The sequence below is a fragment of the Mesorhizobium sp. M5C.F.Ca.IN.020.29.1.1 genome (genome assembly GCF_003997375.1).
GTDB classification, from domain to species: Bacteria; Pseudomonadota; Alphaproteobacteria; order Rhizobiales; family Rhizobiaceae; genus Mesorhizobium; species Mesorhizobium wenxiniae.
This window is the reverse complement of the sequence record NZ_RZSW01000032.1, coordinates 1-24,446: the sequence shown is the minus strand read 5'-3', so window position 1 is coordinate 24,446 and position 24,446 is coordinate 1. Positions and strand designations below refer to the sequence as shown.

At 62.4% G+C, this 24,446-nt stretch carries 27 protein-coding genes and 1 pseudogene; 14 read left to right on the top strand and 14 right to left on the bottom strand.

What is annotated here, in order from left to right; all coding sequences use genetic code 11:
- The coding region (locus EOA85_RS04980; RefSeq protein ID WP_206523243.1) for an adenylate/guanylate cyclase domain-containing protein at positions 1-1,192 on the bottom strand (1,192 nt) is incomplete at its 3' end.
- 601 nt (positions 1,193-1,793) lie between these two features.
- Here EOA85_RS04980 and EOA85_RS04975 point away from each other — a divergent pair.
- Positions 1,794-2,198: a GFA family protein gene (locus EOA85_RS04975; RefSeq protein WP_029347257.1), complete on the top strand. Its 405-nt coding sequence runs from the start codon at positions 1,794-1,796 to the stop codon at positions 2,196-2,198.
- Between the two features lie 4 nt (positions 2,199-2,202).
- Here the strand turns inward: EOA85_RS04975 and EOA85_RS04970 are convergent, their stop codons facing one another.
- Positions 2,203-3,477: a DNA recombination protein RmuC gene (locus EOA85_RS04970; protein WP_127208582.1), complete on the bottom strand. Its 1,275-nt coding sequence runs from the start codon at positions 3,475-3,477 to the stop codon at positions 2,203-2,205.
- A 105-nt stretch (positions 3,478-3,582) separates the two neighbouring features.
- Here EOA85_RS04970 and def point away from each other — a divergent pair, with 105 nt between their 5' ends.
- From def to truA, 4 genes are read left to right on the top strand one after another with little or no spacing between them, the layout of a single operon-like run.
- A complete protein-coding gene (def, locus tag EOA85_RS04965; protein WP_127208580.1) occupies positions 3,583-4,125 on the top strand; it encodes a peptide deformylase in 543 nt (180 codons plus the stop codon).
- Between the two features lie 13 nt (positions 4,126-4,138).
- Complete coding sequence (gene fmt, locus EOA85_RS04960; protein WP_206523244.1) at positions 4,139-5,068, top strand: methionyl-tRNA formyltransferase; 930 nt, start codon at positions 4,139-4,141, stop codon at positions 5,066-5,068.
- Positions 5,065-5,574 (top strand): N-acetyltransferase, encoded by a 510-nt coding sequence (locus EOA85_RS04955; protein WP_029347266.1) that lies wholly within the window; start codon positions 5,065-5,067, stop codon positions 5,572-5,574. The genes fmt and EOA85_RS04955 overlap by 4 nt, the downstream gene beginning before the upstream one ends.
- An 18-nt stretch (positions 5,575-5,592) precedes the next feature.
- Complete coding sequence (truA, locus tag EOA85_RS04950; RefSeq protein WP_127208578.1) at positions 5,593-6,348, top strand: tRNA pseudouridine(38-40) synthase TruA; 756 nt, start codon at positions 5,593-5,595, stop codon at positions 6,346-6,348.
- A gap of 100 nt (positions 6,349-6,448) precedes the next feature.
- Here truA and EOA85_RS04945 read toward each other — a convergent pair whose 3' ends face one another.
- From EOA85_RS04945 to dapD, 6 genes are all read right to left on the bottom strand, one after another.
- Positions 6,449-7,042: a transporter gene (locus tag EOA85_RS04945; protein ID WP_065011619.1), complete on the bottom strand. Its 594-nt coding sequence runs from the start codon at positions 7,040-7,042 to the stop codon at positions 6,449-6,451.
- Between the two features lie 2 nt (positions 7,043-7,044).
- Complete coding sequence (gene dapE / locus EOA85_RS04940) at positions 7,045-8,244, bottom strand: succinyl-diaminopimelate desuccinylase (protein ID WP_127208577.1); 1,200 nt, start codon at positions 8,242-8,244, stop codon at positions 7,045-7,047.
- 280 nt (positions 8,245-8,524) lie between these two features.
- Positions 8,525-9,532, bottom strand: coding sequence for a GGDEF domain-containing protein (locus tag EOA85_RS04935; protein ID WP_127208576.1), 1,008 nt, complete (start codon positions 9,530-9,532; stop codon positions 8,525-8,527).
- 247 nt (positions 9,533-9,779) lie between these two features.
- Positions 9,780-10,502 (bottom strand): hypothetical protein, encoded by a 723-nt coding sequence (locus tag EOA85_RS04930; RefSeq protein WP_127208575.1) that lies wholly within the window; start codon positions 10,500-10,502, stop codon positions 9,780-9,782.
- Between the two features lie 21 nt (positions 10,503-10,523).
- The gene (locus tag EOA85_RS04925) at positions 10,524-10,895 is read right to left on the bottom strand and encodes a DUF805 domain-containing protein (RefSeq protein WP_029347278.1); all 372 of its coding nucleotides are present in this window, start codon (positions 10,893-10,895) and stop codon (positions 10,524-10,526) included.
- A 27-nt stretch (positions 10,896-10,922) separates the two neighbouring features.
- Positions 10,923-11,777, bottom strand: coding sequence for a 2,3,4,5-tetrahydropyridine-2,6-dicarboxylate N-succinyltransferase (dapD, locus tag EOA85_RS04920; protein ID WP_095517514.1), 855 nt, complete (start codon positions 11,775-11,777; stop codon positions 10,923-10,925).
- A 143-nt stretch (positions 11,778-11,920) separates the two neighbouring features.
- On the opposite strand from dapD, the gene EOA85_RS04915 reads away from it, so the two are divergent.
- A complete protein-coding gene (locus EOA85_RS04915) occupies positions 11,921-12,760 on the top strand; it encodes an LOG family protein (protein WP_082982714.1) in 840 nt (279 codons plus the stop codon).
- Between the two features lie 46 nt (positions 12,761-12,806).
- On the opposite strand, the gene EOA85_RS04910 is transcribed toward EOA85_RS04915, so the two are convergent.
- Positions 12,807-13,514, bottom strand: coding sequence for a pyrimidine 5'-nucleotidase (locus EOA85_RS04910; protein WP_127208574.1), 708 nt, complete (start codon positions 13,512-13,514; stop codon positions 12,807-12,809).
- Between the two features lie 162 nt (positions 13,515-13,676).
- Between EOA85_RS04910 and EOA85_RS04905 the strand changes: the two genes are divergently transcribed.
- The 3 genes from EOA85_RS04905 (at position 13,677) to EOA85_RS04895 (ending at position 16,193) form a co-directional block, all read left to right on the top strand.
- Positions 13,677-14,438, top strand: coding sequence for a GGDEF domain-containing protein (locus EOA85_RS04905; protein WP_065011613.1), 762 nt, complete (start codon positions 13,677-13,679; stop codon positions 14,436-14,438).
- A gap of 163 nt (positions 14,439-14,601) precedes the next feature.
- Complete coding sequence (locus EOA85_RS04900; RefSeq protein ID WP_101918682.1) at positions 14,602-14,757, top strand: hypothetical protein; 156 nt, start codon at positions 14,602-14,604, stop codon at positions 14,755-14,757.
- Positions 14,754-16,193 (top strand): GMC family oxidoreductase, encoded by a 1,440-nt coding sequence (locus EOA85_RS04895; RefSeq protein WP_127208573.1) that lies wholly within the window; start codon positions 14,754-14,756, stop codon positions 16,191-16,193. Before EOA85_RS04900 ends, EOA85_RS04895 begins: the two co-directional genes overlap by 4 nt.
- 98 nt (positions 16,194-16,291) lie before the next feature.
- Here the strand turns inward: EOA85_RS04895 and phhA are convergent, their stop codons facing one another.
- Positions 16,292-17,128, bottom strand: coding sequence for a phenylalanine 4-monooxygenase (gene phhA, locus EOA85_RS04890; protein WP_127208572.1), 837 nt, complete (start codon positions 17,126-17,128; stop codon positions 16,292-16,294).
- 133 nt (positions 17,129-17,261) lie between these two features.
- Here phhA and EOA85_RS04885 point away from each other — a divergent pair, with 133 nt between their 5' ends.
- On the top strand, positions 17,262-17,738 hold the full coding sequence (locus EOA85_RS04885) for an Lrp/AsnC family transcriptional regulator (protein WP_029347288.1): 477 nt from the start codon (positions 17,262-17,264) through the stop codon (positions 17,736-17,738).
- Between the two features lie 58 nt (positions 17,739-17,796).
- On the opposite strand, the gene argB is transcribed toward EOA85_RS04885, so the two are convergent.
- From argB to EOA85_RS04875, 3 genes are all read right to left on the bottom strand, one after another.
- Positions 17,797-18,690, bottom strand: a complete 894-nt coding sequence (gene argB, locus EOA85_RS04880; RefSeq protein ID WP_029347289.1) for an acetylglutamate kinase — start codon at positions 18,688-18,690, stop codon at positions 17,797-17,799.
- Positions 18,691-18,789: 99 nt separating this feature from the next.
- The gene (locus EOA85_RS39785; RefSeq protein WP_281033705.1) at positions 18,790-19,011 is read right to left on the bottom strand and encodes an amidase family protein; all 222 of its coding nucleotides are present in this window, start codon (positions 19,009-19,011) and stop codon (positions 18,790-18,792) included.
- A 26-nt stretch (positions 19,012-19,037) separates the two neighbouring features.
- A complete protein-coding gene (locus EOA85_RS04875) occupies positions 19,038-20,285 on the bottom strand; it encodes an amidase (protein WP_281033704.1) in 1,248 nt (415 codons plus the stop codon).
- A 130-nt stretch (positions 20,286-20,415) separates the two neighbouring features.
- Between EOA85_RS04875 and EOA85_RS04870 the strand changes: the two genes are divergently transcribed.
- The 4 genes from EOA85_RS04870 to msrB all read left to right on the top strand — a co-directional run bounded on the left by EOA85_RS04870 (position 20,416) and on the right by msrB (position 23,141).
- The gene (locus EOA85_RS04870) at positions 20,416-20,955 is read left to right on the top strand and encodes a sigma-70 family RNA polymerase sigma factor (protein WP_065011610.1); all 540 of its coding nucleotides are present in this window, start codon (positions 20,416-20,418) and stop codon (positions 20,953-20,955) included.
- Complete coding sequence (locus EOA85_RS04865) at positions 20,952-21,650, top strand: anti-sigma factor (protein WP_127208581.1); 699 nt, start codon at positions 20,952-20,954, stop codon at positions 21,648-21,650. The genes EOA85_RS04870 and EOA85_RS04865 overlap by 4 nt, the downstream gene beginning before the upstream one ends.
- Positions 21,651-21,863: 213 nt before the next feature.
- Entirely contained in the window at positions 21,864-22,421 is a 558-nt protein-coding gene (locus EOA85_RS04860) for a fasciclin domain-containing protein (protein WP_127208571.1), read from the top strand.
- A 216-nt stretch (positions 22,422-22,637) separates the two neighbouring features.
- On the top strand, positions 22,638-23,141 hold the full coding sequence (gene msrB, locus EOA85_RS04855) for a peptide-methionine (R)-S-oxide reductase MsrB (protein WP_065011696.1): 504 nt from the start codon (positions 22,638-22,640) through the stop codon (positions 23,139-23,141).
- 145 nt (positions 23,142-23,286) lie between these two features.
- On the opposite strand, the pseudogene EOA85_RS04850 reads toward msrB, so the two are convergent.
- Positions 23,287-24,420, bottom strand: a pseudogene (locus tag EOA85_RS04850) (DHA2 family efflux MFS transporter permease subunit); the annotation flags it as partial.
- Positions 24,421-24,446 lie beyond the last annotated feature (26 nt).

The window sequence follows — 24,446 nt, the reverse complement described above, 5'->3', positions numbered from 1 at the left end:
AGCCCGTGTTGATGCCCATGCGAGCTTGGAAGGGCCGTTCAACTCCGCGGTCACGCCACACCCTGTTCAACTGCTCCAGCCGGCGCTGCATGTCGACAGCCATGCGCAAGCAGGCTCTCGCGTCTTCCTCGACGCCTTGCGTCTCGGGGTCTCCGAAGAACACAAGAAGCGCGTCGCCGATGAACTTGTCGACGGTGGCGCCGTGTTTGAGCGCGATCGTCGACATCTCGGTGAAATACTCGTTGAGGAGAACCGTCAGGTCCTCGGGCTGGAGCCGTTCCACGATCGCGGTGAAATCCTTGACGTCGGAAAAAAAGATCGTGAGCTTCTTGCGCTCGGTCGCGATGGTGACGTCCTTCTGGCCGCTGAAGATGCTTTTGTAAATTTGAGGCGAGAGGTATTTGGCGATCTTCAATGAAATCGCGGCCAGGAAGTCGTTTGCCTCGGAAAGCTCTTTATTGATGCCCTGAACCAAGGCGGACTGACGACGCTGCAGGAGAATGAACGTCAGGCCCGCCGCCGCCGCGAAGCCGAAATATAGAAGCAGATATTTGAAAGCGAGGACGTTCGCAGCGATGGGCTGATTGACTGATATCTCCTGGATCCCTCGGACATCCCCAACCTTCCAGTCCGTCTTGGGGCTGTCCGGGTGTGAGTTATGGCAGGTCACACAGACTTGTCCCATTACAACCGGGGCTGCGGCGCGGACGTGCCGGTCAAACAGCGAACCCGAGACTTCGATGATCGGCTCCCTCGGGTTGGCGCGCAAAGCAAAGATTGCATTCCGCTCGAATGCATCGAGCTGATGGGGGTCGCGACCTTTGAAAGGTAGATCCGAGACGAACCGATATTTGACGGACCCGTCGTGAGCGCTGATGCGCTTGCCGAGTTCGATCGAGAGGGTCGCTGGAATAGGGATCGCGCCTGGCACGTCCCGGTAGTTGTGCGTCGCGGTCACGGCGTCGTCTGCTTGCAGCACGCGTCCCACGACTTCGCTGCCGTAGAATCCGCGCATTTCGTCGATGATCCGGCTGATTTCGCTGGCTTGCGTGCGCAGCATCCGTTCCGATAGGTCTCGCAGGTCGAGCCAGGCTGCGACGGGCAGACCTATAAGGCCGATGACCACTGCCGCTACCAGGAGCGGTCCCATGGTGCGCTGCTGACGCGCAATCTGTTCACCCAGTCCAGCCATTGTGCAAGCGCCCGGCAGTCACTAGCATCTGAATTATAGCTCATTCCCGGCAAGGTACTAGCGTCAGTCTTGGCTCGATGAAAACACGTCAGCCCTACAACGACCGACCTTGAGCGGTTGTTGCTAAGCCCCACCTCACAGCGCACTAGACGGGCAGTGAATCAGTGAAGGGGGTGTCGCAAATGGGGCCCCGAATGCGCTCCGGGATAACGGCTCAGGGTCAGAAGTTCACCTCCGGCAAGGCTGAGACTTCTGCGGCCGGAGAGCGCTTCGGAAAAGAAAGTATCCCGCGAAGCGTATCCTGCGGCGCCCGGCCAACTGGACTGTTCTCACGCTTGGAGAAGGAACGCTCAAAGCCACTGTCCGACTCTCTAGGGCTTTGGCCTATCGCTTTGAACGACTGGACGGCTCGTGCGTTGTGCTGCGTGTGGAGCTTCGGCGCATGGATCGATAGGCTCACAGCGGATGGAAACGATGCGGTACACCATGGCGGCGCATGGCGGGTCCCGAAAGTGATCTACGCGGCGCTCGCCACATACTATGTGTCCAAACGGGCGCACCTCGCTCAAGCATTGCCGAACGAATTTTGGGAGGAATGAAAATGAAGATCGACGGCGGGTGCCATTGCGGCGCCATCACTTACGAGGCGGAAGTCGATCCGGAAAAGACCAGTATCTGCCACTGCACCGATTGCCAGCAACTGACGGGCACGGCCTTCCGCGTGACCGTGCCGGCGCCGGAGGACCACTACCGGATCACCAAGGGCACGCCGAAGATCTACATCAAGACCGCACCGAGCGGCGCCAGGCGCGCCCAGGCTTTTTGCGGCGAGTGCGGTTCGCATCTCTATGCCACGTCGGTCGGCGACGGGCCGAAAGTCTACGGCATCAGGGTCGGCACGGCGCGACAGCGCGAACAACTGATCCCGAGAAAACAGATCTGGCACCGCTCGGCGCTGCACTGGCTGCCGGAATTCGCAGGCACGACGATCGTGGAGGAGCAGTAGCCTCTCAGTCGTCGCCTTCGACCACCCTTAGCCTTAGCTGGCCGGTCTTGGAGTCCGCGACGCGTGCGCCTGCTTCGGCCCTCGCGCCGGTCCCATGTGTCGTCCCGGCCGATCCGGCGTCTTCCTCCGTCGGCTGCGCGCCGAACTCCAGCGCCTCGATCTTCTGGCCGCGCTTGGTCACCTTCGACGTCGAGACGAGGATGTCGTCGATATCCTTCGCCGACTGGCCGAAATGGCTCTGCAGCTTGCGCACCCGCTCGTCGAGGCGCGAGACATCCTCCATCAGCCGGATGACTTCGCCCTGGATCAGATGCGCCTGCTCGCGCATGCGGGCGTCCTTGAGGATCGCCTGGATGACCTGGATCGACAGCATCAGCAGCGACGGCGAGACGATGACTATTCGGGCGCGGTGCGCTTTGTGGACAATCCCCTCGAAATTCTCGTGGATCTCGGCGAATACCGATTCCGACGGAACGAACATAAAGGCGGTGTCCTGCGTCTCGCCCTGGATCAGGTATTTTTCGGAAATATCGCGGACATGCACCTCAATATCGCGCCGGAACGCTTGTGCGGCGACCTTCTGCAAATCGGCGCCTTCGGCGGCACGGATGGCATTCCAGGCTTCCAGCGGAAACTTGGCGTCGATGGCAAGTGCGGGCGCCCCATTCGGCATCTTCACCAGGCAGTCGGGCCGGCTTCCGTTCGACAGGGTCGCCTGGAATTCATAGGCGCCGTGCGGCAGGCCGTCGGCGACGATCGCCTCCATGCGCGACTGGCCGAAGGCGCCGCGCGTCTGCTTGTTGGAGAGGATCGCCTGAAGTTGAACGACCTGGCCGGCGAGCGACTGGATGTTGCCCTGCGCCGTATCGATGACCGCCAGCCGCTCCTGCAGCTTGGCGAGGCTCTCATGCGTCGATTTCGTCTGCTCGGTCATGGTCTGGCCGAGACGGCCGGTCATCGCGTCGAGGCGTTGGCCGATCGACTGTGTGAGTTCGGCCTGCCGCGCCCCGAACACTTCGGCGATGGCGCCCATGCGGCCCTGCATCTCGGCCTGGCTTTGCAAGATACCGGCCATCCGCGCCTCGGCGTCGCGGGCGTGGTCGGCGGCTTCGGCGGCAGCCACCGCACGCGCCTTGGCCGAGCGCCACAGCGCGACGACGAGCGCCACGAACAGCCCGAGGAACAGGATCGCGCCGAATGCCAATGCGTGGCCGAGCGTGATCCTGGTGGCGCCGAGCCGGGCGATCGGTTCGGACAGGATGGTGGTCAACTCGTTCATATTGGACAGCATAGATGATTCGGCCTGACGGGACAGATCAAAACGTGAACGGCGCTGCAAATGCCCCGGTTGACGCTTTTCATTCGAGGTCTTAGGTGAGACGCCATGTCGATCAAGCCGCTTATCATCCTTCCCGATCCCGTCCTGCGCCAGGTTTCAAAGCCGGTCGAGCGTGTCGACGGCGCTTTGCGCAAACTGGCCGACGACATGCTGGAGACCATGTATGATGCGCCGGGCATCGGTCTGGCGGCGATCCAGGTCGGCGAACCGCTGCGCATGCTGGTGGTTGACCTCGCCAAGGAAGACGAGACGCCGGCGCCGCATGTCTTCATCAATCCCGAAATCCTCGAGAGCGCCGATCAGCGCTCGGTCTACGAGGAGGGTTGCCTGTCGATCCCGGATTACTATGCCGAGGTCGAGCGCCCCGCCGCCGTGCGGGTGAAATATCTCGATCGTGACGGCAAGCTGCAGGAGATCGAGGCCGAAGGGCTGATGGCGACCTGCCTGCAGCATGAGATCGACCATCTCAACGGCGTTCTGTTCATCGACCACATTTCGAAGCTGAAGCGCGACATGGTGGTGAAGAAGTTCAAGAAGCTCGCCAGGGACAAGGCAGGGAACAAGGCGCCGGGCAAGGTGGTGGGATAGGCGCAAAATGCCCCTGCGCGTCATCTTCATGGGTACCCCCGAATTTTCCGTTCCGACGCTGCGGGCGATCGCGGAAGCCGGGCATGAGATAGAAGCCGTCTATACACAGCCACCGCGCGCCGCCGGTCGCCGCGGGCTGGGACTGATGCGGTCGCCGGTTCAGCGCGAGGCGGAGCAACTGGGCGTCGAGGTGCGGACGCCGGTGTCGCTGAAAAGCGAGGTCGAGCAGCAGGTGTTCCGCGCCTTGCGGGCCGATGTCGCCGTGGTCGTCGCCTATGGATTGCTGTTGCCCAAACCCATTCTCGAGGCGCCGTTGCTCGGCTGCCTCAATGGTCACGCGTCGCTGTTGCCGCGCTGGCGCGGCGCCGCCCCCATCCAGCGCGCCGTCATGGCCGGCGATTCCGAGACAGGCATGATGGTCATGCGGATGGAAGAAGGCCTGGACACCGGCCCGGTAGCCATGGTCGAAAAATGCGCCATCGGACCCGATATGACGGCCGGCGACCTGCACGATCGGTTGATGCTCATTGGCGCCGCGCTGATGGCGGAAGCGCTGGCACGGCTGGAACGGGATACCCTGACATTTACCACTCAGGCGACGGCGGGGGTGACCTACGCCAAAAAAATCGATAAAGCGGAGACGCGCATGGACTGGACGCGGCCTGCGGGCGAAGTCCACAATCATATTCGCGGCCTGTCGCCCTTTCCCGGCGCATGGTGCGAGACCGAAATCGGCGGCCGTCTGGAACGGCTGAAACTGCTTCGCTCGACGCTTTCGCAAGGCGCCGGCGAGCCGGGAGGAATTCTCGACGACCGGCTGACGGTCGCCTGCGGGTCAGGCGCGATCAGGTTGGTCGAAGTTCAACGTGCGGGCGGAAGGCCCATTGCCGCGCAGGAGTTTCTGCACGGGGCCAAGCTCGAAAAAGGAATGAAGTTCTCATGAGCATGATGTCAATACGCGCGGCGACGCCGCGAGACCGCGAGGCGATTCGCCTTGTCGAGGAACACGCATTCGGCCAGCAGGCGGAGGCCGGATTGGTCGATGCACTGGTCAGCGGCGGCGACGCCGTCGTCGAACTGGTGGCGGAAGAAGATGGACAGGTGGTCGGCCATATCCTGTTTTCGCGGCTTTTCGTGCAGAACGGCGGCAAGAGCTTTTCGGCCGTGGCGCTGGCGCCCCTGGCGGTCGAGCCGTCATTCCATGGCACCGGCATCGGCGGCGCGCTGATCCGCGAGGCGCATATCCGCCTGAAAGAAGCCGGCGAGGCGCTGGCGGTAGTGCTTGGCGATCCTGCCTATTATGGCCGCTTCGGCTACAGCCATGCGCGCGCCGAAAAGTTCGAAAGCGAGTACCAGGGCGAAGCGTTGCAGGCGCTGGCCTGGGGCGAGGCGCCTGAGACCGGCAGACTGGTCTACGCTTCAGCCTTTAGCTCCGCGCTCGCCGCCTAACCTCAATCCCGCTTAGGAATGCCGCGTTTTCGCCTCGACATCGAATATGACGGCAGCCTCTATGCCGGCTGGCAGCGCCAGGCAGACCAGCCTTCGGTGCAGCAGGCGATCGAGCAGGCGATCGAGAGGTTCTGCGGCGAACAGGTCTCGCTGCGCAGCGCCGGCCGCACCGATGCCGGCGTCCATGCGACTGCTCAGGTGGCGCATGTCGATCTCGTCAAGGCATGGCCTGATGACAAGGTGCGCGATGCCGTCAATGCCCACCTGCAAACGGCCAAGGCGCGCATCGCCATCCTCAAGGCGGCTGTCGTGCCTGATAGCTTCGACGCGCGTTTCTCGGCGATCGGCCGCCACTATCTCTACCGCATCGTCAACCGACGCGCGCCGGCGGCACTCGACAAGGGCAAGATCTGGTGGGTGCCGAAGCGGCTCGACGCCGAGGCTATGCACGAGGCGGCAAAGGTGCTGCTGGGGCGGCATGATTTCACCACGTTTCGCTCGACCCAGTGCCAGGCCGACAGCCCGGTCCGGACGCTCGACCGGCTGGATGTCGGTCGGCTGGGTGACGTGATCGAAGTGCGAGCCTCGGCGCGCTCGTTCCTGCACAATCAGGTGCGCTCGATGGTCGGCTCGCTGAAGCGCGTCGGCGAAGGCGGCTGGACGGTTGCCGACCTGAAGGCGGCGCTCGACGCGCGCGACCGTGCCGCCTGTGGCCAGGTGGCGCCGCCCGACGGACTTTTTCTCGTCGGTGTGGATTATCCGAAGGTCGACTAAGGCGCGTCGCGTCTGAAAGGATTCATCGGACCCGCTTTAAGTTCCTGTTTTTATGCATGTCGTTGTCCCAAAACCGCTGCGCACTTTCGGGCGACATGCATTAAGCCGGTGCACCGATGCCGAGCAGCGCCTCCAGGCCGAACAGAACGACCAGCGACGCCACGAACATGCCGGCGAAGACAGCGCTGCCGACAGCTGCGCCCCTGCCGATGGCGGCGTTTGTCATCCGCCAGGTCAGGATCATCGACAGCGCAAACAAAAGCAGCGACGCCAGTACGGCAAACTCGTTAGCGGACGGCAGGAAAAGCCTGATCAGCGCTGCTGGCAGCATTATCCAGGCGATGATCGCAGACGCCCAGTTGCTGGCGACGACATAGTGGACGAAGCGCCCGCCAATGCCGGCGCGCGGCGCGACCAGGGCAAGGCCGACGAGCGGCAACACCCAGGCGCCGATGTCGACCGTCGCCAGCCGGATCAGCATGCCGAAGCGCCCCGCGAATGCATTCGGATCGCCGATCTCATTGGCAAGGCCGACCCAGCCGACGATCAGCGCAGGTGCCGCGACAACGATGGCGAAGAAGGAATTCCAGAAACCGTCGGCCGATAGGTCGAGCTGGCGCAGCCCGTCGGCCTTGCCGAGCATCAGTCGCCAGGCGCCGGTCAGCGATGCATAGGTTTCATCGGACGAAAGCATGATTACGATGCGCCTTGCTCGAACCAGTCTTCGATGAAGCGTTGATAGATCTGCGTCAGCGTCTCGAGGTCGGCAAGCGCGACGCGTTCATCGACCATGTGCATGGTCTTGCCGACCAGACCGAATTCGACCACTGGACAATAGTCCTTGATGAAGCGCGCGTCGGAGGTGCCCCCGGAGGTGGAAAGCGCCGGCTTCCTGCCGATCACCGCCTTGACCGAACCACTGAGCGCTTCGATCAGACGGTCGTCGCGGGTGAGGAAGACGTGGCTCGGCCGGTCGCGCCAGACAAGCTCGTAATCGACCGGCGTCGTCTTGCCGGCCCGGTATTTCTTGCGCTTCGCCGCCTTGTCGAGGCGATTGTGGATTTCCGCCTGGATGGTCTCGGCGGTCCATGTGTCGTTGAAGCGGATGTTGAAGGTGGCCGTCGCCTTTGCCGGAATGACATTGGTGGCCGGATTGCCGACATCGATCGAGGTCACCTCCAGATTGGTCGGCTGGAAGTCCTTGGTGCCGTTGTCGAAGACGGGGTGCAGCAAGGCTTCGACCAGCGTCATCAGCCCGCGCACCGGATTGTCGGCAAGCTGCGGGTAGGCGGCGTGGCCCTGGCGGCCGTTCACGGTGATGCTGCCGGACAAGGAGCCGCGCCGGCCGATCTTGATCATGTCGCCCAACGCGTCGGGATTGGTCGGCTCGCCGACGATAGACGCATCCCATTTCTCGCCCTTGGCCGCCGCCCATTCGAGCAGCTTTGTCGTGCCGTTGATGGCCGGCCCTTCTTCGTCGCCGGTGATCAGCAGCGAGACCGAGCCTTTCAGGCCGCCTTTCGAACCGAGATGGCGCGCCACCGCGGCGATGAAACAGGCTATGCCGCCCTTCATGTCGACAGCACCGCGGCCGAACATCTCGCCTTTGGCGATCTGTGCGGCGAAAGGCGGATGCGTCCATGAGGCCTCGTCGCCGACCGGCACCACGTCGGTATGCCCGGCGAACATCAGGTGCGGACCGTTGCCGGAGCGCCGCGCATAGAGATTTTCGATATCGGGCGTGCCGTCGTCCGAAAACACCGGGCGCTCGACGGAAAAGCCGAGTGGTTTCAGCATTTTTTCCAGCGTGCTCAGTGCCCCACCCTCAATGGGCGTCACCGAGGGGCAGCGGATGAGGGCGGCGAGATTTGAAGCGGGATCGGTCGGCAACGTCATGGGCAAAAGCGATAGTCGAAAGCGCAAGGCCTGTCACGGCCAGACATAAGGGCCAGCCATCCCGCCAAGATCATGGTTTCATGCCGTATAGCCGCAAGCCTAGTGTCGCCCAAAAGCATGCCCTCGGGCTTGACCCCTGGGTGCGCAGCGGTTTTGGGACAACGACATGCATAAGAAACAAAGACTTAAAGCGCGTCGCATGAATCGCGTCATATGCGGCGCTTTAGGCGGGATTTTGGATGGACGGAGGCGACAAAAGCCCCAATGATCGCTGTGATCGTCAGTTCGCGGCCCGCACATGTGCCCAGTAACGGCCCTTGCCGGTGCGCTTGGCTTCATAGAGCGCGTGATCGGAACAGGTGAGAAGAATTTCAGGCTCGCCGCCGTCGGCAGGCGCGAAGGCGCTTCCAATGCTCAACCCGATGGGTATTGCGGTGCCCAGGCCAAGGTCGAAAGGTACCGAAATCTTCTCAATGGCCCGCTTTGCCAGGTAGGTGGCTTCGATCTCGGACGTGCCGGGCAGCAGGATTACGAATTCGTCACCGCCGATGCGAAAGACCACATCCCCCGGTCGGAAAGCGCGTTTCAATCGTTCGGCCACCTTGCGCAGCAGCATGTCGCCGACCGCGTGGCCGAAGCGGTCGTTGACGTGTTTGAAGCCGTCGAGGTCCATGCTGAGAACGGCAAACGGCCTGCCGCCATTTGCTGCCGGCGCCGCAAGCTCGCTGCACATACCGCGCAGTTTCTCCTGAAGGAAAATGCGGTTTGGCAGGCCGGTCAGCGCGTCCTTGATCGCCAGATCGCGATTGTCCAGTTCGGCGCGGATCATGCGGACGTTGATCGCATGATTTTGAAGCAGCACGATGATGACGCCGGCTACATAGAACGGCACTTGAAATCCGACGATAGACATTCCGGGCGCCGGAGAAAACAGCGCGCCAACCAGGAAAGGCAGGCTTACGGCCAGCATGACGAATATGGCGTAGCGCGGGGTCGCTGCGTTGCGGGACGACACCACGCCGACGACGCCTGCGACATTCAGGGCAGCCAGCACGGCGAGCGCCATATGCCCGCTGACGACGCAGCCAAAACAGCCGAGGCCGAAAATCACCGACCATGGCCCCCCGGCGGCCATGAGGCCTGCCAGCGGCCCCGTTCCCCCGCGCTTGCGGGCCCGCTCACATTCCCGCATCAGCAGGAAGCGGACGGCAAACAGGATGAGGTCGGCCGCGATCCAGGCGTAAGGCCACCGGTCGCCGGTGACGACCGCGGCGCTGACTGCCAGCACCAGGACGCTGATGCTGCCGAACAGGACAGCGAATTTGCGGTCGAAAGTGGTATCGAGAAGCCGCGCGCGGACGGCTTCCGGTTCCGCTCTGATCGGTGAAGAGAACCAGGCGAACAGCCGCGCGCCGGCGCTTCGCTTTCCGCGCGTTTTCGGGTTGGCCAGGGGTTCGTCGTATGCCAGTCGAGTGCTCCGTGCCGGTCGACACAGTCTCCACGGCGCATGCTGGACCAAGGTGATTAAGATTAGCTTAGGTACCTGGACGAGCCGACCGCAGGGGACCGTCGATCAGCGTGATCTTTTGCCAGATCTTCCGCGACAGGTTGGAGCTCAGGGACTCGATGTCGTTGACGCCATCGACGACCACATTGTCGTTCACCGACTGGGCGAACAGCGCGGCGACCTTGCCGGTGATCGACAGCATTTCGGAGCAATAGTCGAGATAGCGGGCGAGATCGGCACGGTCGGTTATGCGTGCCGGTGAATGCGATGTCGGCTTGAATTCGGTTGAAAGCGCTGCCGGGTCCTTGGTCAGCTGATGCATGTCGATGACGTGGATCAGCGATCGCAAGCCATGAAGCTTGCGAAACACCTGCTTGCGCTTGATGCGCTCCTCGGTTCGGATCAAGGCCAGGAAGCCGAGCACCGCGAGGATGATCATGTTGATCAACGATTCGATGCCTTGCACCGACTGGACGGCATCGTCGGTTCCCGAGATACGGCCGAGCGGCAGGATGGTGCCGACGAACAGGAACATCAGCGCGCCGGCGGCAATGGCGGCGATGACGACGCCGCGCAGCCACCAGATCGGCGCCTCCAGCGCCTTCGCCGCCTTGGCCAGATCACGCGACAGCGACACAAGTTCTATGGCGACGCCACGCAAGCCTGCATGGGGAAACCGCTCGGCGACGCGTTTTTGCAGTCGTTCGGCGGTTTCGATGATCAGTTTCGAATCAAGCGTACGGTAGCGCATGGATAGATACCCGATCGGCGCTCAGGATTCGGCCGGCGCATTGGTGCGTTTGCCGTAGCGGTTGGGTCCGGGATCACTTTTGAAAAAGGCCAAAATGATCAGGAGAATGGCGCCGACGATGAGAGAGATCAATGCGTAGTAGGTAGGCTTGCCGAAATCGTGGAACCGCTTCGCCGTTAGCGCAAAGGTCGACCATGTCGAGACAACCACAGCGATCCACCAGGCGAGCGCCCAGTACTGACTTGCGGCGGTGCCTAGCGGCGTTCGCGAGAACTGGTAGAGCAGAAAAAGCTGAACCAGGAGCGGTAAAAGACCCGCCAAGACATAGGCACTTGGGTTCACTCGCCCGGAAAGGCTGAAGAAAAGCCATAGAAATCGAGGTCTGTCGAGCAAGCGGGTGCGTCCGTTTTTTGCGAAGGATCAATCGCGAAGCAGTTCATTGATCGAGGTTTTGGAACGGGTCCTGGCATCGACCCGCTTGACGATGACGGCGCAGTAAAGACTCGGACCGGGCTCGCCCTTGGGCAACGGCTTGCCGGGCATCGAGCCGGCGACGACGACGGAATTGGCCGGCACTTCGCCGTAGAAGACCTCACCGGTGGCGCGGTCGACGATCTTGGTCGACTGGCCGATGAAGACGCCCATGCCGAGCACCGAGCCCTCGCGCACAATGCAGCCTTCGACCACCTCGGAGCGTGCGCCGATGAAGCAATTGTCCTCGATGATGGTGGGGCCGGCCTGCATCGGCTCCAGCACGCCGCCGATGCCAACCCCGCCCGACAGATGCACATTCTTGCCGATCTGGGCGCAGGAGCCGACCGAGGCCCATGTGTCGACCATTGTGCCGCTGTCGACATAGGCGCCGACATTGACGAAGGACGGCATCAGCACGGCACCTGGCGCGACATAGGCGGAGCGCCGCACGATCGACGACGGCACGGCGCGGAAACCTGCCTTCTCGAAATCGATGGCACTCCAGCCGTCGAATTTCGACGGCACCTTGTCCCACCACACGGCCTGGCCCGGACCACCCTTGATGATCTCCATCGGGTTGAGCCGGAACGACAGCAGCACCGCTTTCTTCAGCCACTGGTTGACATGCCACTTGCCGTCGGCCTGGCGCTCGGCAACGCGGGCGATACCCCGGTCGAGCAGGTCCAGCGCTGACTGGATGGCGTCGCGCGTCGCGCCGCGGGTTGCCGTCGAAATCGTCTCGCGTTCCTCGAAGGCGGTTTCGATAGTCTTTTCGAGGCTCGCCAGATCGGGCTTCGACATGAATTCGCTCCATTACCAAGCTGTTAAGGGGCCGCACCTTAACCTGTTTTGAAAGTCGCCGGACCCTATGTGAAGGCTTGGTGAGGGTCAATCGCGGCTGCGTCACGGGACGGCGCAAGTGAATAATTGGACGGGCAGGTAATATGACTCCTATGGAAAAGGCGGGGTGGACGCCGCTGCCGCATTCGGACGAGGATCTGGAGCGGTCGAAAAGCGTGCCGGACACGCCGCAGACGCGTGCCGAGACCTACCGGCTGGCCTGGAACGATCCCGACTTCATGACGCGGCGCGAATTGCGCGCGGTCAGGCTGCAGCTCGAACTGTTGAAGCCGGAGATGATCCTGGCCGAACGCGGCATCCGCTCGACCGTCATCCTGTTCGGTGGGGCGCGCATCCCCGAGCCGGACGGCGAAGCCTGGGCGGCCAAAAACGAGACGCAGAAGAAGAACCTCGAGAAAAACAGTAAATATTACGAGGAAGCGCGAAAATTCGCCCGCCTCTGCTCGCAGCAGTCGGCCACCTCTTATTACCGCGAATTCGTCGTGGTGACAGGCGGCGGACCCGGCGTCATGGAAGCCGGCAACCGCGGCGCCGACGATGTTGGCGCACCGTCGATCGGCCTCAACATCGTGTTGCCGCACGAGCAGGCGCCGAATGCTTATGTGACGCCGGAGCTCTGTTTCAACTTCCACTATTTCGCTGTCCGCAAGATGCATTTCGTCATGCGCGCCAAGGCTGTCGCGGTGTTTCCGGGCGGCTTCGGCACGATGGACGAATTCTTCGAGACGCTGACCCTGATCCAGACCGGCCGCATGGAGCGCGTGCCGGTGATCCTGTTTGGCAAGGCGTTCTGGAAAAGGGCGATCGACCTCGATTTCCTCGCCGAGCAAGGCACAATCACCCCCGGCGACCAGGACATCATCGATTTCGTCGACACCGCCGACGAGGCCTGGGGGATCATCAGCCGTTTCTACAAGCTTTAGGCCGCGGGGCTGCGGTATCGATCCGGCTTTGCACGAAGCAACTGCCTCAAGCAGTGACGTCGACGATCGCGGTGAGGAATTCGGCAAGATCGTCGGTGACGAAATCCACATCATCTTCATTGGCCGGGTCACGTTCCCATATCTCCGAGAAGGTCGGCTCGAAGTTGCGCGGCACGACCAGCACCGTGGTCATGCCCAGCGATTTCGGCACGGACAGGTTGCGGGCCAGATCCTCGAACATCACCGCATTGTGGCCGGTGACGGCGTGAAGTTCCGCAAATTTCTCGTAGGTTTGGCGCGCCGGCTTGGGGTTCAGCCCGGCAGCGACGATATCGAAGATGTCGTCGAAATGGTCGAGGATGCCGAGTTGGCGCGCGGTGCGTTCGGCATGCCTGCGGTCGCCATTGGTGAAGATGAACTTGCGGCCGGGAAGCTGGCGGATGGCAGTGCCTAGAACGGGATCGGGAACCAGCCAGGAATAGTCGATGTCATGAACCTTCTCGAGAAAGTCGTCGGGATCGATGCCGTGGCGCGCCATCAGACCGTTCAGCGTCGTGCCGTATTCCCGGTAGAGTTCCTTCTGCAGCTTGCGGGCATCGTCGCGTGGCAGCGTCAGCAGTTCTCCGACATAGGCAGTCATCTTTACGTCGATCTGCGAGAACAGGTTCGAATGGTGCGGATAGAGCGTGTTGTCGAGGTCGAACACCCAGTCGGTGACATGGGCAAAGCGGGCCGGATGCGGGAGCATGGTCATGCAATCCTTATGGCACGAAACCATACTTTTGGCAGAGGCTTTATCCACAACTTATGCGCGTTGCGAGTAGCGGAAATGGCGCGATGATTCAAAATTTAGGCATCGCCGAAAGGTGGCATTCAGGGCTTGCTGGCACAGAGACGGTTCAGGGGGGAGCCAGCGATGAGCCGCATATTTCTGAAGTCTGCCGCCGTCGCTTTCGCCTCCCTCGCGGTCTCGCTTTTGTTGACGCTCATTGTCGTCCCGGCAATGGGCTTTCCGATCAACCGCACGATCTGGCTGACATCCACGGTCTGCCCGCTGGCGCTCGCCTGGATCGCCGGCGCCTACACGTTCTGGCAGGGCGAGAGGTTGAAAAGCGCCCATCGCGACCTCGCCCGCGCTCATGCCCAGCTCGCCGCAGCGCATCGGCGCCTGTCGGAAAAAGCGAGCCGCGACGACATGACCGGCATGCTCAACCGCGAAAACTTCTTTGCCGCGCTCGACGCCTCCCGGCGTAAATCCGATCGCGGTGCTTTGCTGATCATCGATGCCGACCACTTCAAGATCATCAACGACAGCTACGGCCACCTGACCGGCGACGAGGCGTTGCTCCTTATTGCAAGCGCGATCGAGCGCGGCGTGCGCAGCGGCGACGTGATCGGCCGCATCGGCGGCGAGGAATTCGGTGCGTTTCTGGTCGGCGCCACCGAACAGGAAGCCAAACGCGTCGCCGAACGCATTCGCCGTGAAGTCGAACTGATCCGCTTCCGTCCCGTCGATGAGCGGGTCATACCCCTCACCGTCAGCATCGGCGGTGTCACCTGCGGTGCGGATGCCGGCGTATCAGATCTGATGCGTGCCGCCGACCATCGCCTTTACCAGGCCAAGCATCGCGGCCGTAATCTGACCATCCTGGACAGGGACATTTCCGAAGCGGCCTGAGCGGTCTCGCTCATTAAGGAAATCCTAACGCTGTTTGGACTCAGCCAGACCGCTTACACGGCTTAAGCAAAGTGTGGCGCTAGGTTTGGCACGGAATTGGCTTCTCCTGGCGAGTATGTTCAGGGAACGCCATGCGTGGATCGAAGCCATCGAGAGACGTACCATGAGTTTCTTCACCAAGAAAATATCGCGCCGCACGATCGTGCAGGCGCTGATCGCATTGCCGGCCCTGTCGCTGTTCCGCAAGCTGCCCGATACCGATCCGGACGCGATCGTCGAGGTCAATGGTTGGATCCTCAAAAGGAGCGACCTCACTTGATCTTCGACAGCTATGAGGCATTTCGCGCTGCGAACTTCGTCGCCAAGGTCTGCATACTCGGCTCCGGGCCAGCCGGCACCACGATTGCCAGGAAGCTTGGCGCGGCCGGTATTCCGGTTGTGGTGCTGGAGGCAGGCTCCCGCGAGTTCAGCGACGATTCGCAGGATTTCTACCGCGGCGTCACGGTCGGCGACCCCTATTTCGATCTCGACATCACCCGGTTGCGCTTCATGGGCGGCAGTTCCAATCACTGGGCTGGCTGGTGCCGGGTGCTCGACAGCCAGGACTTCGAGCCCAAGGCCTGGGCGCCGGATACCGGCTGGCCGATCAGCCGTGCCGAAATCGAGCCCTATCTGCCCGAAGTCCAGGACATGCTGGAACTTCCCGACTTCCGGCCGGATGTGCCGATCTCGGACGATATTCGCTGGGTGCAGCTGATCAAGAGCCCGGCCGTACGCTTCGGTGAAAAATTCGCCGACGAACTCGACAGGAGCAGGAACGTGGCCGTGGTGCTCAGCACCTATGCCACCGAGCTTAGCGGCGACGGCAAGAGGGTGACCGGCGCCAAACTGTGGTCGAACGGCCAGAATGCCGGCTCTTTCACCGCCGACTATTTCATCGTATGCACCGGCGGCTTGGAAAACTCGCGGCTGCTTCTGTGGTCGAACCAGCGCTCGAACGGCGGCGTGGTGCCGAAGGCGACAGCGCTCGGCCGCTATTGGATGGAGCATCCGACCTTCGAGGGCGGCAATGCCATCCTCGCCGACTATAGCGAGTTCGAGGTCGACGCCACCAACGAGGCTTTCTTCTCGCCGACGCTGGCGGCCATGGAGCGCCTCGAGATCATGAATTTCGGCATCAGGCTGATCGAGACGCCGTACCCCGGCATCAAAAGCGTCATCGCCGACCTCGCCTGCACGGTGCCCGAGATGGCGGAATGGGTATCCTATCAGCTCAGCCAGAACTTGCGCTGCGCCGCCCAGCTCTATGTCGCCTGGGAACAGGCGCCGCTGGCCTCGAACCAGATCCGGTTGTCGAAAACCGATGTCGACCATGCCGGCGTACCGCGCATCGAACTGCACTGGAAAAAGTCGGAGCTGGAGCGCCGCACGCTCCTCGAGGGCTTGAGGCTGTTCGGCAAGACGCTCGTCCGGAAGGATCTCGGCCGGGTGCGCATCGCCGACTGGCTCGCCAGTGGCGGGGACTATCCGACTAATGAGGAACTGGCCGGTCACCACCATATGGGCGGCACGCGTATGGGCACGGATGTGACCAAGAGCGTGGTGGACGCCAACTCGAAGGTGCACGGCATGGACAATCTCTATGTTGGCGGTTCCTCCGTGTTCTGCACGTCCGGCGAATGCAACCCGACGACGACAATCGTCGCATTGGCCTGCCGGCTGGGCGACCACCTCGGCAAGCTCATCGGCGTGTAGAAGGCCGGCCCAGCCGGGCCGGCCGAGGGATCGTCATGACAGTGCGCCACCAATAACGCCCGCGCCGATCGGCTGCGAGCGTCCGAGCCTGCCAGCGTCTAAAGTTTCGCCGGGTCGAGCGCCGGCTTGCCCTTGTGGCGTCCGATGATCGCTGCCATGTCGGCGACGTTCTGGAAGGCATTGCGCAAAACGTCGAAGGACGACAGCACGAAATAGGCGCGCTGGAACTTGTCGATCTCGTAGCTGGTGCGCATCACCGTTTCCAGATCGAAGGGGACTTGGTGCGCGTCCTTGCTTTCAATCGCGAATTGAAGTTCCGCAAAGGACGACATCAGCCCGGCGCCGAAAGCCTTCAGCGGTTGGCCGGCTTCCTGGATCAGCCCGTATTCGACAGTGTACCAGTAGAGGCGGCTGATCATCTCGTCGCCGCCGAGCGCGATCAGATGCTCGGCCTTCTCGCCATACATCTGCATGAAATCGGCAAAGACCGGCTGCGTCAGCGCCGGCACATGGCCGAAGAAGTCGTGGAACATGTCCGGCTCGACGATGTAGTCGAGCTCTTGTTTCGTCCGCAGCCAGTTGGTCACCGGGAAGCGCCTGTTGGCGAGGTGGACAAAGAAGGCTGGTGCGGGAATGAGGCCCGGCACGGCGACGATTTCCCAACCTGTAAGCTTGCGCAGCTTTTCGCTGACGACACCGAAATCCGGAATCCTGTCGAGCAGGCCCAGCGTGGCGACGCCGTCGAGATAGGACTGGTGTGCCAGCTTTTGCGTAAGCTTCGTCTGGCGGTCGCACAGTGTACGCCACACCGCCTGCTCGTCGGCGGTGTAGTTGTAGCTCTGCTCCACGGTGAAGTCGGCACGGCAGACCGAATAGTCGCCGCGAAGGCCTTGCGCCGCGCATTCGCGCGCATAATCGGCAACGCTCATCGTCATGGCTGTTCTCCCTGGAAATCACGACTAATCATAAAAGTTTAGCCGGGTCCGGTGAGGCAAATCCGCTTTGATGATGGCTCGAACACGCGATTTGAGGTAAAAGCCACCACAGCAAAGCTGTAGGAGAGTGAAAGTGCCTCAGTTTGACGATTTTGAGATCAAGATGCTCGATATCTTGCAACGTGACGGACGCAAGCCTGTGTCCGAACTGGCCCAGGAGATCGGCCTTTCGACGACGCCATGCGCGCGCCGCTTCGAGGCTCTTCAGAGCGCCGGCATCATCAAGGGCTTTGCCGCTGTGCTCAGCCGCCGCGCCATCGGCCTGATGGTCGAAGTGTTCATTCAGGTGCGCCTTGTAACCCACAGCGATGGTTCGCCCGAAACCTTCATCGCCGCCGTGCAGCGCATGGACGAGGTGTCGTCGTGCTGGACGATGACCGGCGATTACGATTTCCTGCTGCATGTGATGGTGCCGTCGGTCGACGAGCTCAACGCCTTCGTCATGCACCGGCTGATGCGGCTCGACGGCGTGCGCGATGTCCACACGCAGCTCGTGCTGCAGAACATCAAGGGGCCGGGCCACGTGCCGCTTGGGCACCTCAGGCGGTGAGTTCGCCCAGGCGCCTGCGCCGCCCTGGATTTCTGGCCGACAAGCTGTCAGCCTGCGCTCACGGCACGATCAGCGTGCCGGCGCCGTGTTCGGTAAACAGTTCGAGCAGTACAGAATGCGGCGTCTTGCCGTTGAGGATGACGACGCCTTCGACGCCGCGCTCGATCGCCTCGATGCAGGTCTCGACCTTGGGGATCATGCCGCCCGACACCGTGCCGTCCCTGATCAAGGCCTTGGCCTCGGCCACGGTCAGCTCATCGATCAGCTTCTTGTTCTTGTCGAGCACGCCGGGCACGTCGGTGAGGAACAGAAGGCGTGTCGCCTGGCAGGCGCCGGCGATGGCGCCGGCAAAGGTGTCGGCATTGATGTTGTAGGTATGGCCGTCGCGGCCGGGCGCCACAGGCGCCAGCACCGGGATCATTTCGGAGCGCGCCAGAAGGTCGAGCAACGTGCGGTCGACCTCGACCGGTTCGCCGACAAAGCCGAGATCGAGCACGCGCTCGATATTGGAGTCCGGGTCGATCAAGGTCTTGCGTGCCTTTTCGGCGAAAACCATGTTGCCGTCCTTGCCGCACAGGCCGATGGCCCATTCGCCCTCGGCATTGATCAGCGCCACGATTTCCTTGTTGATCGAGCCGGCCAGCACCATCTCGACGATCTCGACCGTCTTCTGGTCGGTGACGCGCAGGCCGCCCTCAAACTTCGATTCGATGCCCATCTTGCTTAGCAGGGCGCCGATCTGCGGCCCGCCGCCATGGACGACGATCGGATTGACGCCCGATTGTTTCAGCAGCGCGATGTCGCGGGCGAAGGCCTTGCCGAGCGCAATATCGCCCATGGCGTGGCCGCCATATTTCACCACGACCGTCTTGTTTTCGTAGCGCTGCATGTAGGGCAGTGCCCTCGAAAGCAGCGCGGCCTGCATTTCGGCGGTGGCGGCGACGTCCGTCATCGGCATGGTTCCCGGCTTGGCATGAACGGCGGCGTCTTAGCGGGAATTGGAGCAGGGGGCAAACGGCTTTGCTGTCACATCAGGTGGAATCGGCCCGCTTTATGCCGGCATCCGCAGCGGCGCCCGCCGCGTCTGCCATCCCGAAATCTTCTCCATTTGCGCGGCGAAGGACAACAAGGTCTCCTCATCGCCGGGTCGGCCGGCGGCCTGGATGCCAAGCGGCAGGCCGGCATCGGTGACGTGAACAGGCAGCGCGATCGACGGCTGGCCGCTGACGTTCTGGATCGCCGGCCAGTGCGTGAACCACAGGCTTTTGTCCATCAACTGGCCGAACAGCGGCTTGAATTTCAGCAGACGGGCGAGGCGCAGCCTGTCGAGGACGTCTCTATGAACGCGTCGGCGCCCTTCGGGTCCATGGCCCCGCAGGCGAGCGGCGGATGGGCGATAACCGGCATCAGCACGGCATCGTACGGCGCGGTCTCGGTGATCAGGCGGCGCGACGTGGCATGCAGCCGCTGCAGGCCGGCATAGATCTCGCCGGCCGAGACGATCTCGCCGAAGCGGCTCATCAGACGGGTGGCGCGCTCGACGTCGCCCGAAACGGAGCGGCCGACACGCAAGACCTCAATGCGCATTGCGCCGGCGACTGCCGCAGCCACCGTCCTGGCGAAATCGGCGATGAAGTCGCGACCGATATAGGGGAGATCGATCTCCTCGATCGCGTGGCCACCTTCGCGCGCCAATGCCACAGCGGTGTCCATCGCCGTCAGCGTCTCGGCCGATATCGTCAGGCCGAGCGGCGATTTCCGGTAGACGGCCAGTTTCAGCTTGCCGGGGTCACGCACTGCTGCGGCGGCAAAAGTTCCTCTCGGCGGCGGCGCCGCATACGGTGACAGCGGATCGGGTCCATGGGTTAGGTCGAGCAGCAAGGCCGAATCCCGGACCGAGCGGGCAACGGCGTGGTCGACGACCAGACCGTACCAGCTTTCGGTGACGAGCGGCGACAGCGGCACGCGGCCGCGCGAGGTTTTCAGTCCGACCAGCCCGGTGCAGGCGGCGGGAACGCGGATCGAGCCGCCGCCATCCGAAGCGTGTGCCACCGGCACGACACCGGCCGCGACCAGCGCCGCCGCACCTCCAGACGAGCCGCCGCTGGTATGCGCCGTATTCCACGGATTGCGGGTGATGCCGAAAGCGGCGGATTCGGTCATCAGCCTCAGCCCATGTTCGGGCGAGGTGCTGGTGGCGATCGGGACAAGGCCGGCGGCCAGATGGCGTTCGGTCATCACCGAATCGAAATCGGCAACGAAAGCCGGAATGCGGCTGCCGCCATGCGTAGGCACGCCTTTCATGGCGATGCCGAGATCCTTCAGTGCAAAGGGCACACCGGCCAGCGGCAGCTTGCGGTCGATGGTTTTCGCCCGCGTCCGCGCCGCCTCGTAAAGCGGCTCGGCGATGGCGTTGATGTCCGGGCGGGTGGCCTCGGCTCGCGCAATCGCCGCATCGACGAGCTCCTGCGGCGCGATCTCGCCCTTGCGCACCAAGCTGGCAAGCCCGGTTGCGTCGTGCTCCCACAAGACCCGTTCAACCGACATTGCCGCTCTCCCCGCTATGAGAAGGCTAGCGGTTGCTGATTTTCTTGGCAATCGAAGTCGACGACGCTCCCGGTGCACAAGAACGCTTCGGCCGTTGCAAATACATTGCAATTGCCTAATTTGGCAGCCGATGACGCCGCAGGACATCAGCAACCTGATGGTCCGGACTTCGATGAAGGACCGGGCTGCGTTCGATCTGCTCTACCGGCAGACCAGCGCGAAACTTTTCGGCGTCTGCCTTCGTGTATTGAAGGACCGGGGAGAGGCAGAAGAGGCGCTGCAGGAGGTCTTCGTCAAGATATGGACGAAGGCGGACCGTTTCGCCGTCTCGGAGCTAAGCCCGATTTCCTGGCTGGTGGCCATTGCGCGCAATCATGCGATCGATCGGATAAGGGCGCGGCGAGAGCCTGCCACCTATATCGATGCTGCGCTCGAGGTGGCCGATCCGGCACCGGGACCGGAGGCTGCGGTTGTTGCGGGCGGTGAATCGGAGCGCATCTATCGTTGTCTCGATGAATTGGAAAAGGACCGGGCGGCGGCCGTCCGGGGCGCCTATCTCCAGGGCGAAAGCTATGCCGAACTGGCCGTACGCCATGGCGTGCCGCTGAACACGATGCGGACCTGGCTGCGGCGCAGCCTGTTGAAGCTCAGAGAGTGTCTGGAAAGATGACGCTGGCACAGGATGACGGACCGGAACCTGGGGGCGACGACCTGTTCGCCGCCGAATACGTTCTTGGTGTGCTGGACGCGGACGAACGCGAAATCGCGTCACGCCGTATCGACGCGGACGCCACTTTCGCGCGCCTTGTCGATGCCTGGGAGGCGCGTCTTTCGCCGATGGCCGCCGCCTATCCGGAGACAGAGCCGCCGATCAGGGTCAAGGAGGCATTGGATCGCCGGCTGTTCGTGGCAGAACCTCGCTCCGGCCTCTGGTCGAGCCTTGCCTTCTGGCGCGGTCTTGCTGCCGCTTCTGTCGCAGCGCTGGCGATCACCATCGCCGTGCCTTATCTCAACCCGCCGCTCGAACCGCCGCAGCTTGTCGCATCACTGACCGCTGACGGCAGCGACGTCAGATATCTTGCCGTCTATGACGCTGCCCATCGCAAGATCGGCCTGTCGCATGTCTCCGGTGAGCGTGCCGCCGGCAAGGATTTCGAACTGTGGATGATCGAGGGCAAGAATGCTCCGGTCTCGATGGGCATCATCCCGGCCGGTCAGATCGCCCATATGACCATTGCGCCGGCCGTGCAGGAAAAGCTTGCACAGGGCGCCGTGCTTGCGGTCAGCCTCGAACCGGCCGGCGGTTCGCCGACAGGTCAGCCGACCGGCCCTGTGGTCGCTGCGGGCGATTTGAAGAGCATCTGATCGCCACCTATCTGCTTTCCAGAAGATGTCAAATTTATCGCCTGTGATGGTGTTGGCCGTAAGAATACATCTTTGAACGGCTAACCCTTTGAAAACCCCCCGCTCGAATTGCGAAAAATTAAATTTTTTCCCGAACGTCGAAACTCAAACACTCATCTTCCGTATCTGCTTGCGCCCCAAAGAGGGGAACGACAAACCCGAGGAGATTGAGTCATGCGTAAATTCGCCACCCTTTTGCTTACCGGCACGGTCGCCGTTTCCGCGCTCGCCACTGCCGCCTATGCCCAGAATCCGATGGTCGGCGGCGCCGCCATGTATGCCACCAAGAACATCGTCGAGAACGCCGTCAACTCGACGGATCACACGACGCTGGTTGCAGCCGTCAAGGCCGGTGGTCTCGTCGACACGCTGCAGAGTGCCGGTCCCTTCACTGTGTTCGCGCCGACCAACGAGGCCTTTGCCGCCCTTCCGGCCGGCACCGTCGACACGCTGCTCAAGCCCGAAAACAAGGACAAGCTGGTCAAGATCCTGACCTGCCATGTCATCGGTGCCAAGGCGATGGCCGCCGACGTCGCCAAGATGGCCATGGACGATGGTGGCGCGCATAAGGTCAAGACGGTTGGCGGCTGCGAACTGACGCTCAAGGCCGACGACGGCAAGGTCACCGCGACGGACGAGAACGGCAATGTCGCCAATGTGACGGTCGCCGATGTCGAGCAGTCGAACGGCGTTATCCACGTCATCGACAAGGTTCTCCTGCCGAAGATGTAACAAAGCGGTCGTCGCCAACGAAGATATGGCTGAGGTTCCATGCCGACTGCGCGGGTTCCGCTTGCGTGACCCGCGCAATCGACAAGCGTACAATCCGCGCCGTCCGCTGTAGGCGTGGGCCAGGTGCGGAATGCCGGGTGTCAGGAGCTAGCCGTCACTAGCTTTTGATTTCCATGTGACGGTCGAATTTGGCAAATGGACAGAGGAGGAATGGTGATGATCCGGCGCGACTTTCTTTGGAGCGGTGCCGCCGCTGTGGCATTGTTGGCAGGCACGGCAGCAACGCTGCACATGGGCCGGCCGCAGGATGCGCACGCCGCCGAAACCTTCGAGGTCACCAAGACCGAGGCCGAGTGGCGCGCCATCCTGTCCGATGCGGCCTTCAATGTGCTGCGCAAGGAAGGCACCGAATATCCCGGCACCAGTCCGCTGCTCAACGAGCACCGCAAAGGCATCTTCGCCTGTGCCGGCTGCGACCTGCCGCTCTATTCCTCTGAGACGAAGTTCGATTCCGGCACCGGCTGGCCGAGCTTCTGGCAGGAGCTTCCCAACGCCGTCGGCAAGACCGTGGACAGGTCTCTCGGCATGACCCGAACCGAGGTCCATTGCCGCCGTTGCGGTGGTCATCTCGGCCATGTCTTCGACGATGGCCCGCCGCCGACCGGCCTGCGTCATTGCATCAACGGCGTCGCCTTGACCTTCAAGCCGGCCACCGCCTGACATAAAGCGCTCGCGTTTGACCGGCCTCACGCGACGCGCTTTAGGTTGTTGTCTTATGCATGTCGTTATCGCAAAACCGCTGCGCACTTTTGCGCGACATGCATTAGAGCGCCGCGCGTCTTTTTGGACGCGCAAAGTTGCACGATCAATGTCCGCCACCTCCGCCAGCCTGCTCTGCCGGCTTGCGGATGACCATGGTGAAGATCGCCAGCGTGGCGAACAGCGCCGTCAAGAGATAGAACACGTCCATGAAGGACAGCAGCGAAGCCTGCTGCTGGACCATAGCAGACAGTTTGGAGATCGCCGCCTTGGACGCGTCCAGGCCGGCATTCTGCTGGAAGTCGAGCGTCATGTTCTGCAGCTTGGTTTGCGCCTCGGCACTGCCCCATTGCACATGCTCGGCCAGCCTTGCGTAGTGGAATGCGTTGCGGTCGATCAGCACGGTGTTGATGACGGCAAGGCCGACGGCGCCACCGAGATTGCGGGTGAGATTGAACAGGCCGGATGCATTCTTAAGCCGGTCAGGCGGCAGTGTTCCCAGCGCAATGTTGTTGATCGGCACCATGCACAGCATCATCGAGGCGCCGCGCAGGATCTGCGGCACCAAAAGCTCCCAGAAATCCCAGTCGGCGGTCAGATAGGTCATGCGCCAGGTGCCTGCGGCGAAGCCGAAGAAGCCGATCATCATCATCAGCCGCGGATCCATCTTGCGCGACAGGATGCCGGAAATGGGCGCGGTGACGAACATCGCCAGGCCGCTGACGAACAGCGCCTCGCCGATCATCAGGGAATCGTAGCCGCGGATACGCCCGAGATATACCGGATAGAGATAGGTCAGGCCGTAGAGACCGATGCCGATGACGAAGGAGAACAGCGAGCCGAAAGCGAAGTTGACGTTGGTGAAGGCCTTCAGGTCGACGATCGGCTCCTCGGCGGTGAAGGCGCGCCAGAAGAACAGCACGGCGCCGGCTGTCATCAGGATGGCGCAGATGAACACGGCCTGGTCCTGAAGCCAGTCGTTGTTAGGACCTTCCTCGAGCACGTATTCCAGCGAGCCGAGGAAAGCCGCCATGCCGGCAAGGCCCCACCAGTCGAACTTGCGGAACAGGCTGAGATTGGGCTTGTCGAAGTCGATCAGCGACCACGCCGCGGCGGTCACCAGGATGCCGGGCACCACATTGATCAGGAACAGCCAGTGCCACGACGTGGCATGGCTTATATAGCCGCCAACGGTCGGGCCGATGGTCGGCGCCAGCGTCGCCACCAGGCCGATCATCGGCCCGACCGTTGGCGGCTATATAAGCC

Coding starts and splice junctions, on each gene's coding strand:
- EOA85_RS04905 (WP_065011613.1), top strand. CDS start 13,677: ATGAGCCGCATATTTCTGAAGTCTGCCGCCGTCGCTTTCGCCTCCCTC.
- EOA85_RS04970 (WP_127208582.1), bottom strand. CDS start 3,477: ATGAACGAGTTGACCACCATCCTGTCCGAACCGATCGCCCGGCTCGGC.
- argB (WP_029347289.1), bottom strand. CDS start 18,690: ATGACGGACGTCGCCGCCACCGCCGAAATGCAGGCCGCGCTGCTTTCG.
- dapE (WP_127208577.1), bottom strand. CDS start 8,244: ATGACGTTGCCGACCGATCCCGCTTCAAATCTCGCCGCCCTCATCCGC.
- EOA85_RS04915 (WP_082982714.1), top strand. CDS start 11,921: ATGACTCCTATGGAAAAGGCGGGGTGGACGCCGCTGCCGCATTCGGAC.
- EOA85_RS04875 (WP_281033704.1), bottom strand. CDS start 20,285: ATGTCGGTTGAACGGGTCTTGTGGGAGCACGACGCAACCGGGCTTGCC.
- phhA (WP_127208572.1), bottom strand. CDS start 17,128: ATGACGATGAGCGTTGCCGATTATGCGCGCGAATGCGCGGCGCAAGGC.
- EOA85_RS04910 (WP_127208574.1), bottom strand. CDS start 13,514: ATGACCATGCTCCCGCATCCGGCCCGCTTTGCCCATGTCACCGACTGG.
- EOA85_RS39785 (WP_281033705.1), bottom strand. CDS start 19,011: ATGGACAAAAGCCTGTGGTTCACGCACTGGCCGGCGATCCAGAACGTC.
- EOA85_RS04955 (WP_029347266.1), top strand. CDS start 5,065: ATGAGCATGATGTCAATACGCGCGGCGACGCCGCGAGACCGCGAGGCG.
- truA (WP_127208578.1), top strand. CDS start 5,593: ATGCCGCGTTTTCGCCTCGACATCGAATATGACGGCAGCCTCTATGCC.
- EOA85_RS04865 (WP_127208581.1), top strand. CDS start 20,952: ATGACGCTGGCACAGGATGACGGACCGGAACCTGGGGGCGACGACCTG.
- EOA85_RS04900 (WP_101918682.1), top strand. CDS start 14,602: ATGAGTTTCTTCACCAAGAAAATATCGCGCCGCACGATCGTGCAGGCG.
- EOA85_RS04860 (WP_127208571.1), top strand. CDS start 21,864: ATGCGTAAATTCGCCACCCTTTTGCTTACCGGCACGGTCGCCGTTTCC.
- EOA85_RS04930 (WP_127208575.1), bottom strand. CDS start 10,502: ATGCGCTACCGTACGCTTGATTCGAAACTGATCATCGAAACCGCCGAA.
- msrB (WP_065011696.1), top strand. CDS start 22,638: ATGATCCGGCGCGACTTTCTTTGGAGCGGTGCCGCCGCTGTGGCATTG.
- EOA85_RS04975 (WP_029347257.1), top strand. CDS start 1,794: ATGAAGATCGACGGCGGGTGCCATTGCGGCGCCATCACTTACGAGGCG.
- def (WP_127208580.1), top strand. CDS start 3,583: ATGTCGATCAAGCCGCTTATCATCCTTCCCGATCCCGTCCTGCGCCAG.
- dapD (WP_095517514.1), bottom strand. CDS start 11,777: ATGTCGAAGCCCGATCTGGCGAGCCTCGAAAAGACTATCGAAACCGCC.
- EOA85_RS04870 (WP_065011610.1), top strand. CDS start 20,416: ATGACGCCGCAGGACATCAGCAACCTGATGGTCCGGACTTCGATGAAG.
- EOA85_RS04945 (WP_065011619.1), bottom strand. CDS start 7,042: ATGCTTTCGTCCGATGAAACCTATGCATCGCTGACCGGCGCCTGGCGA.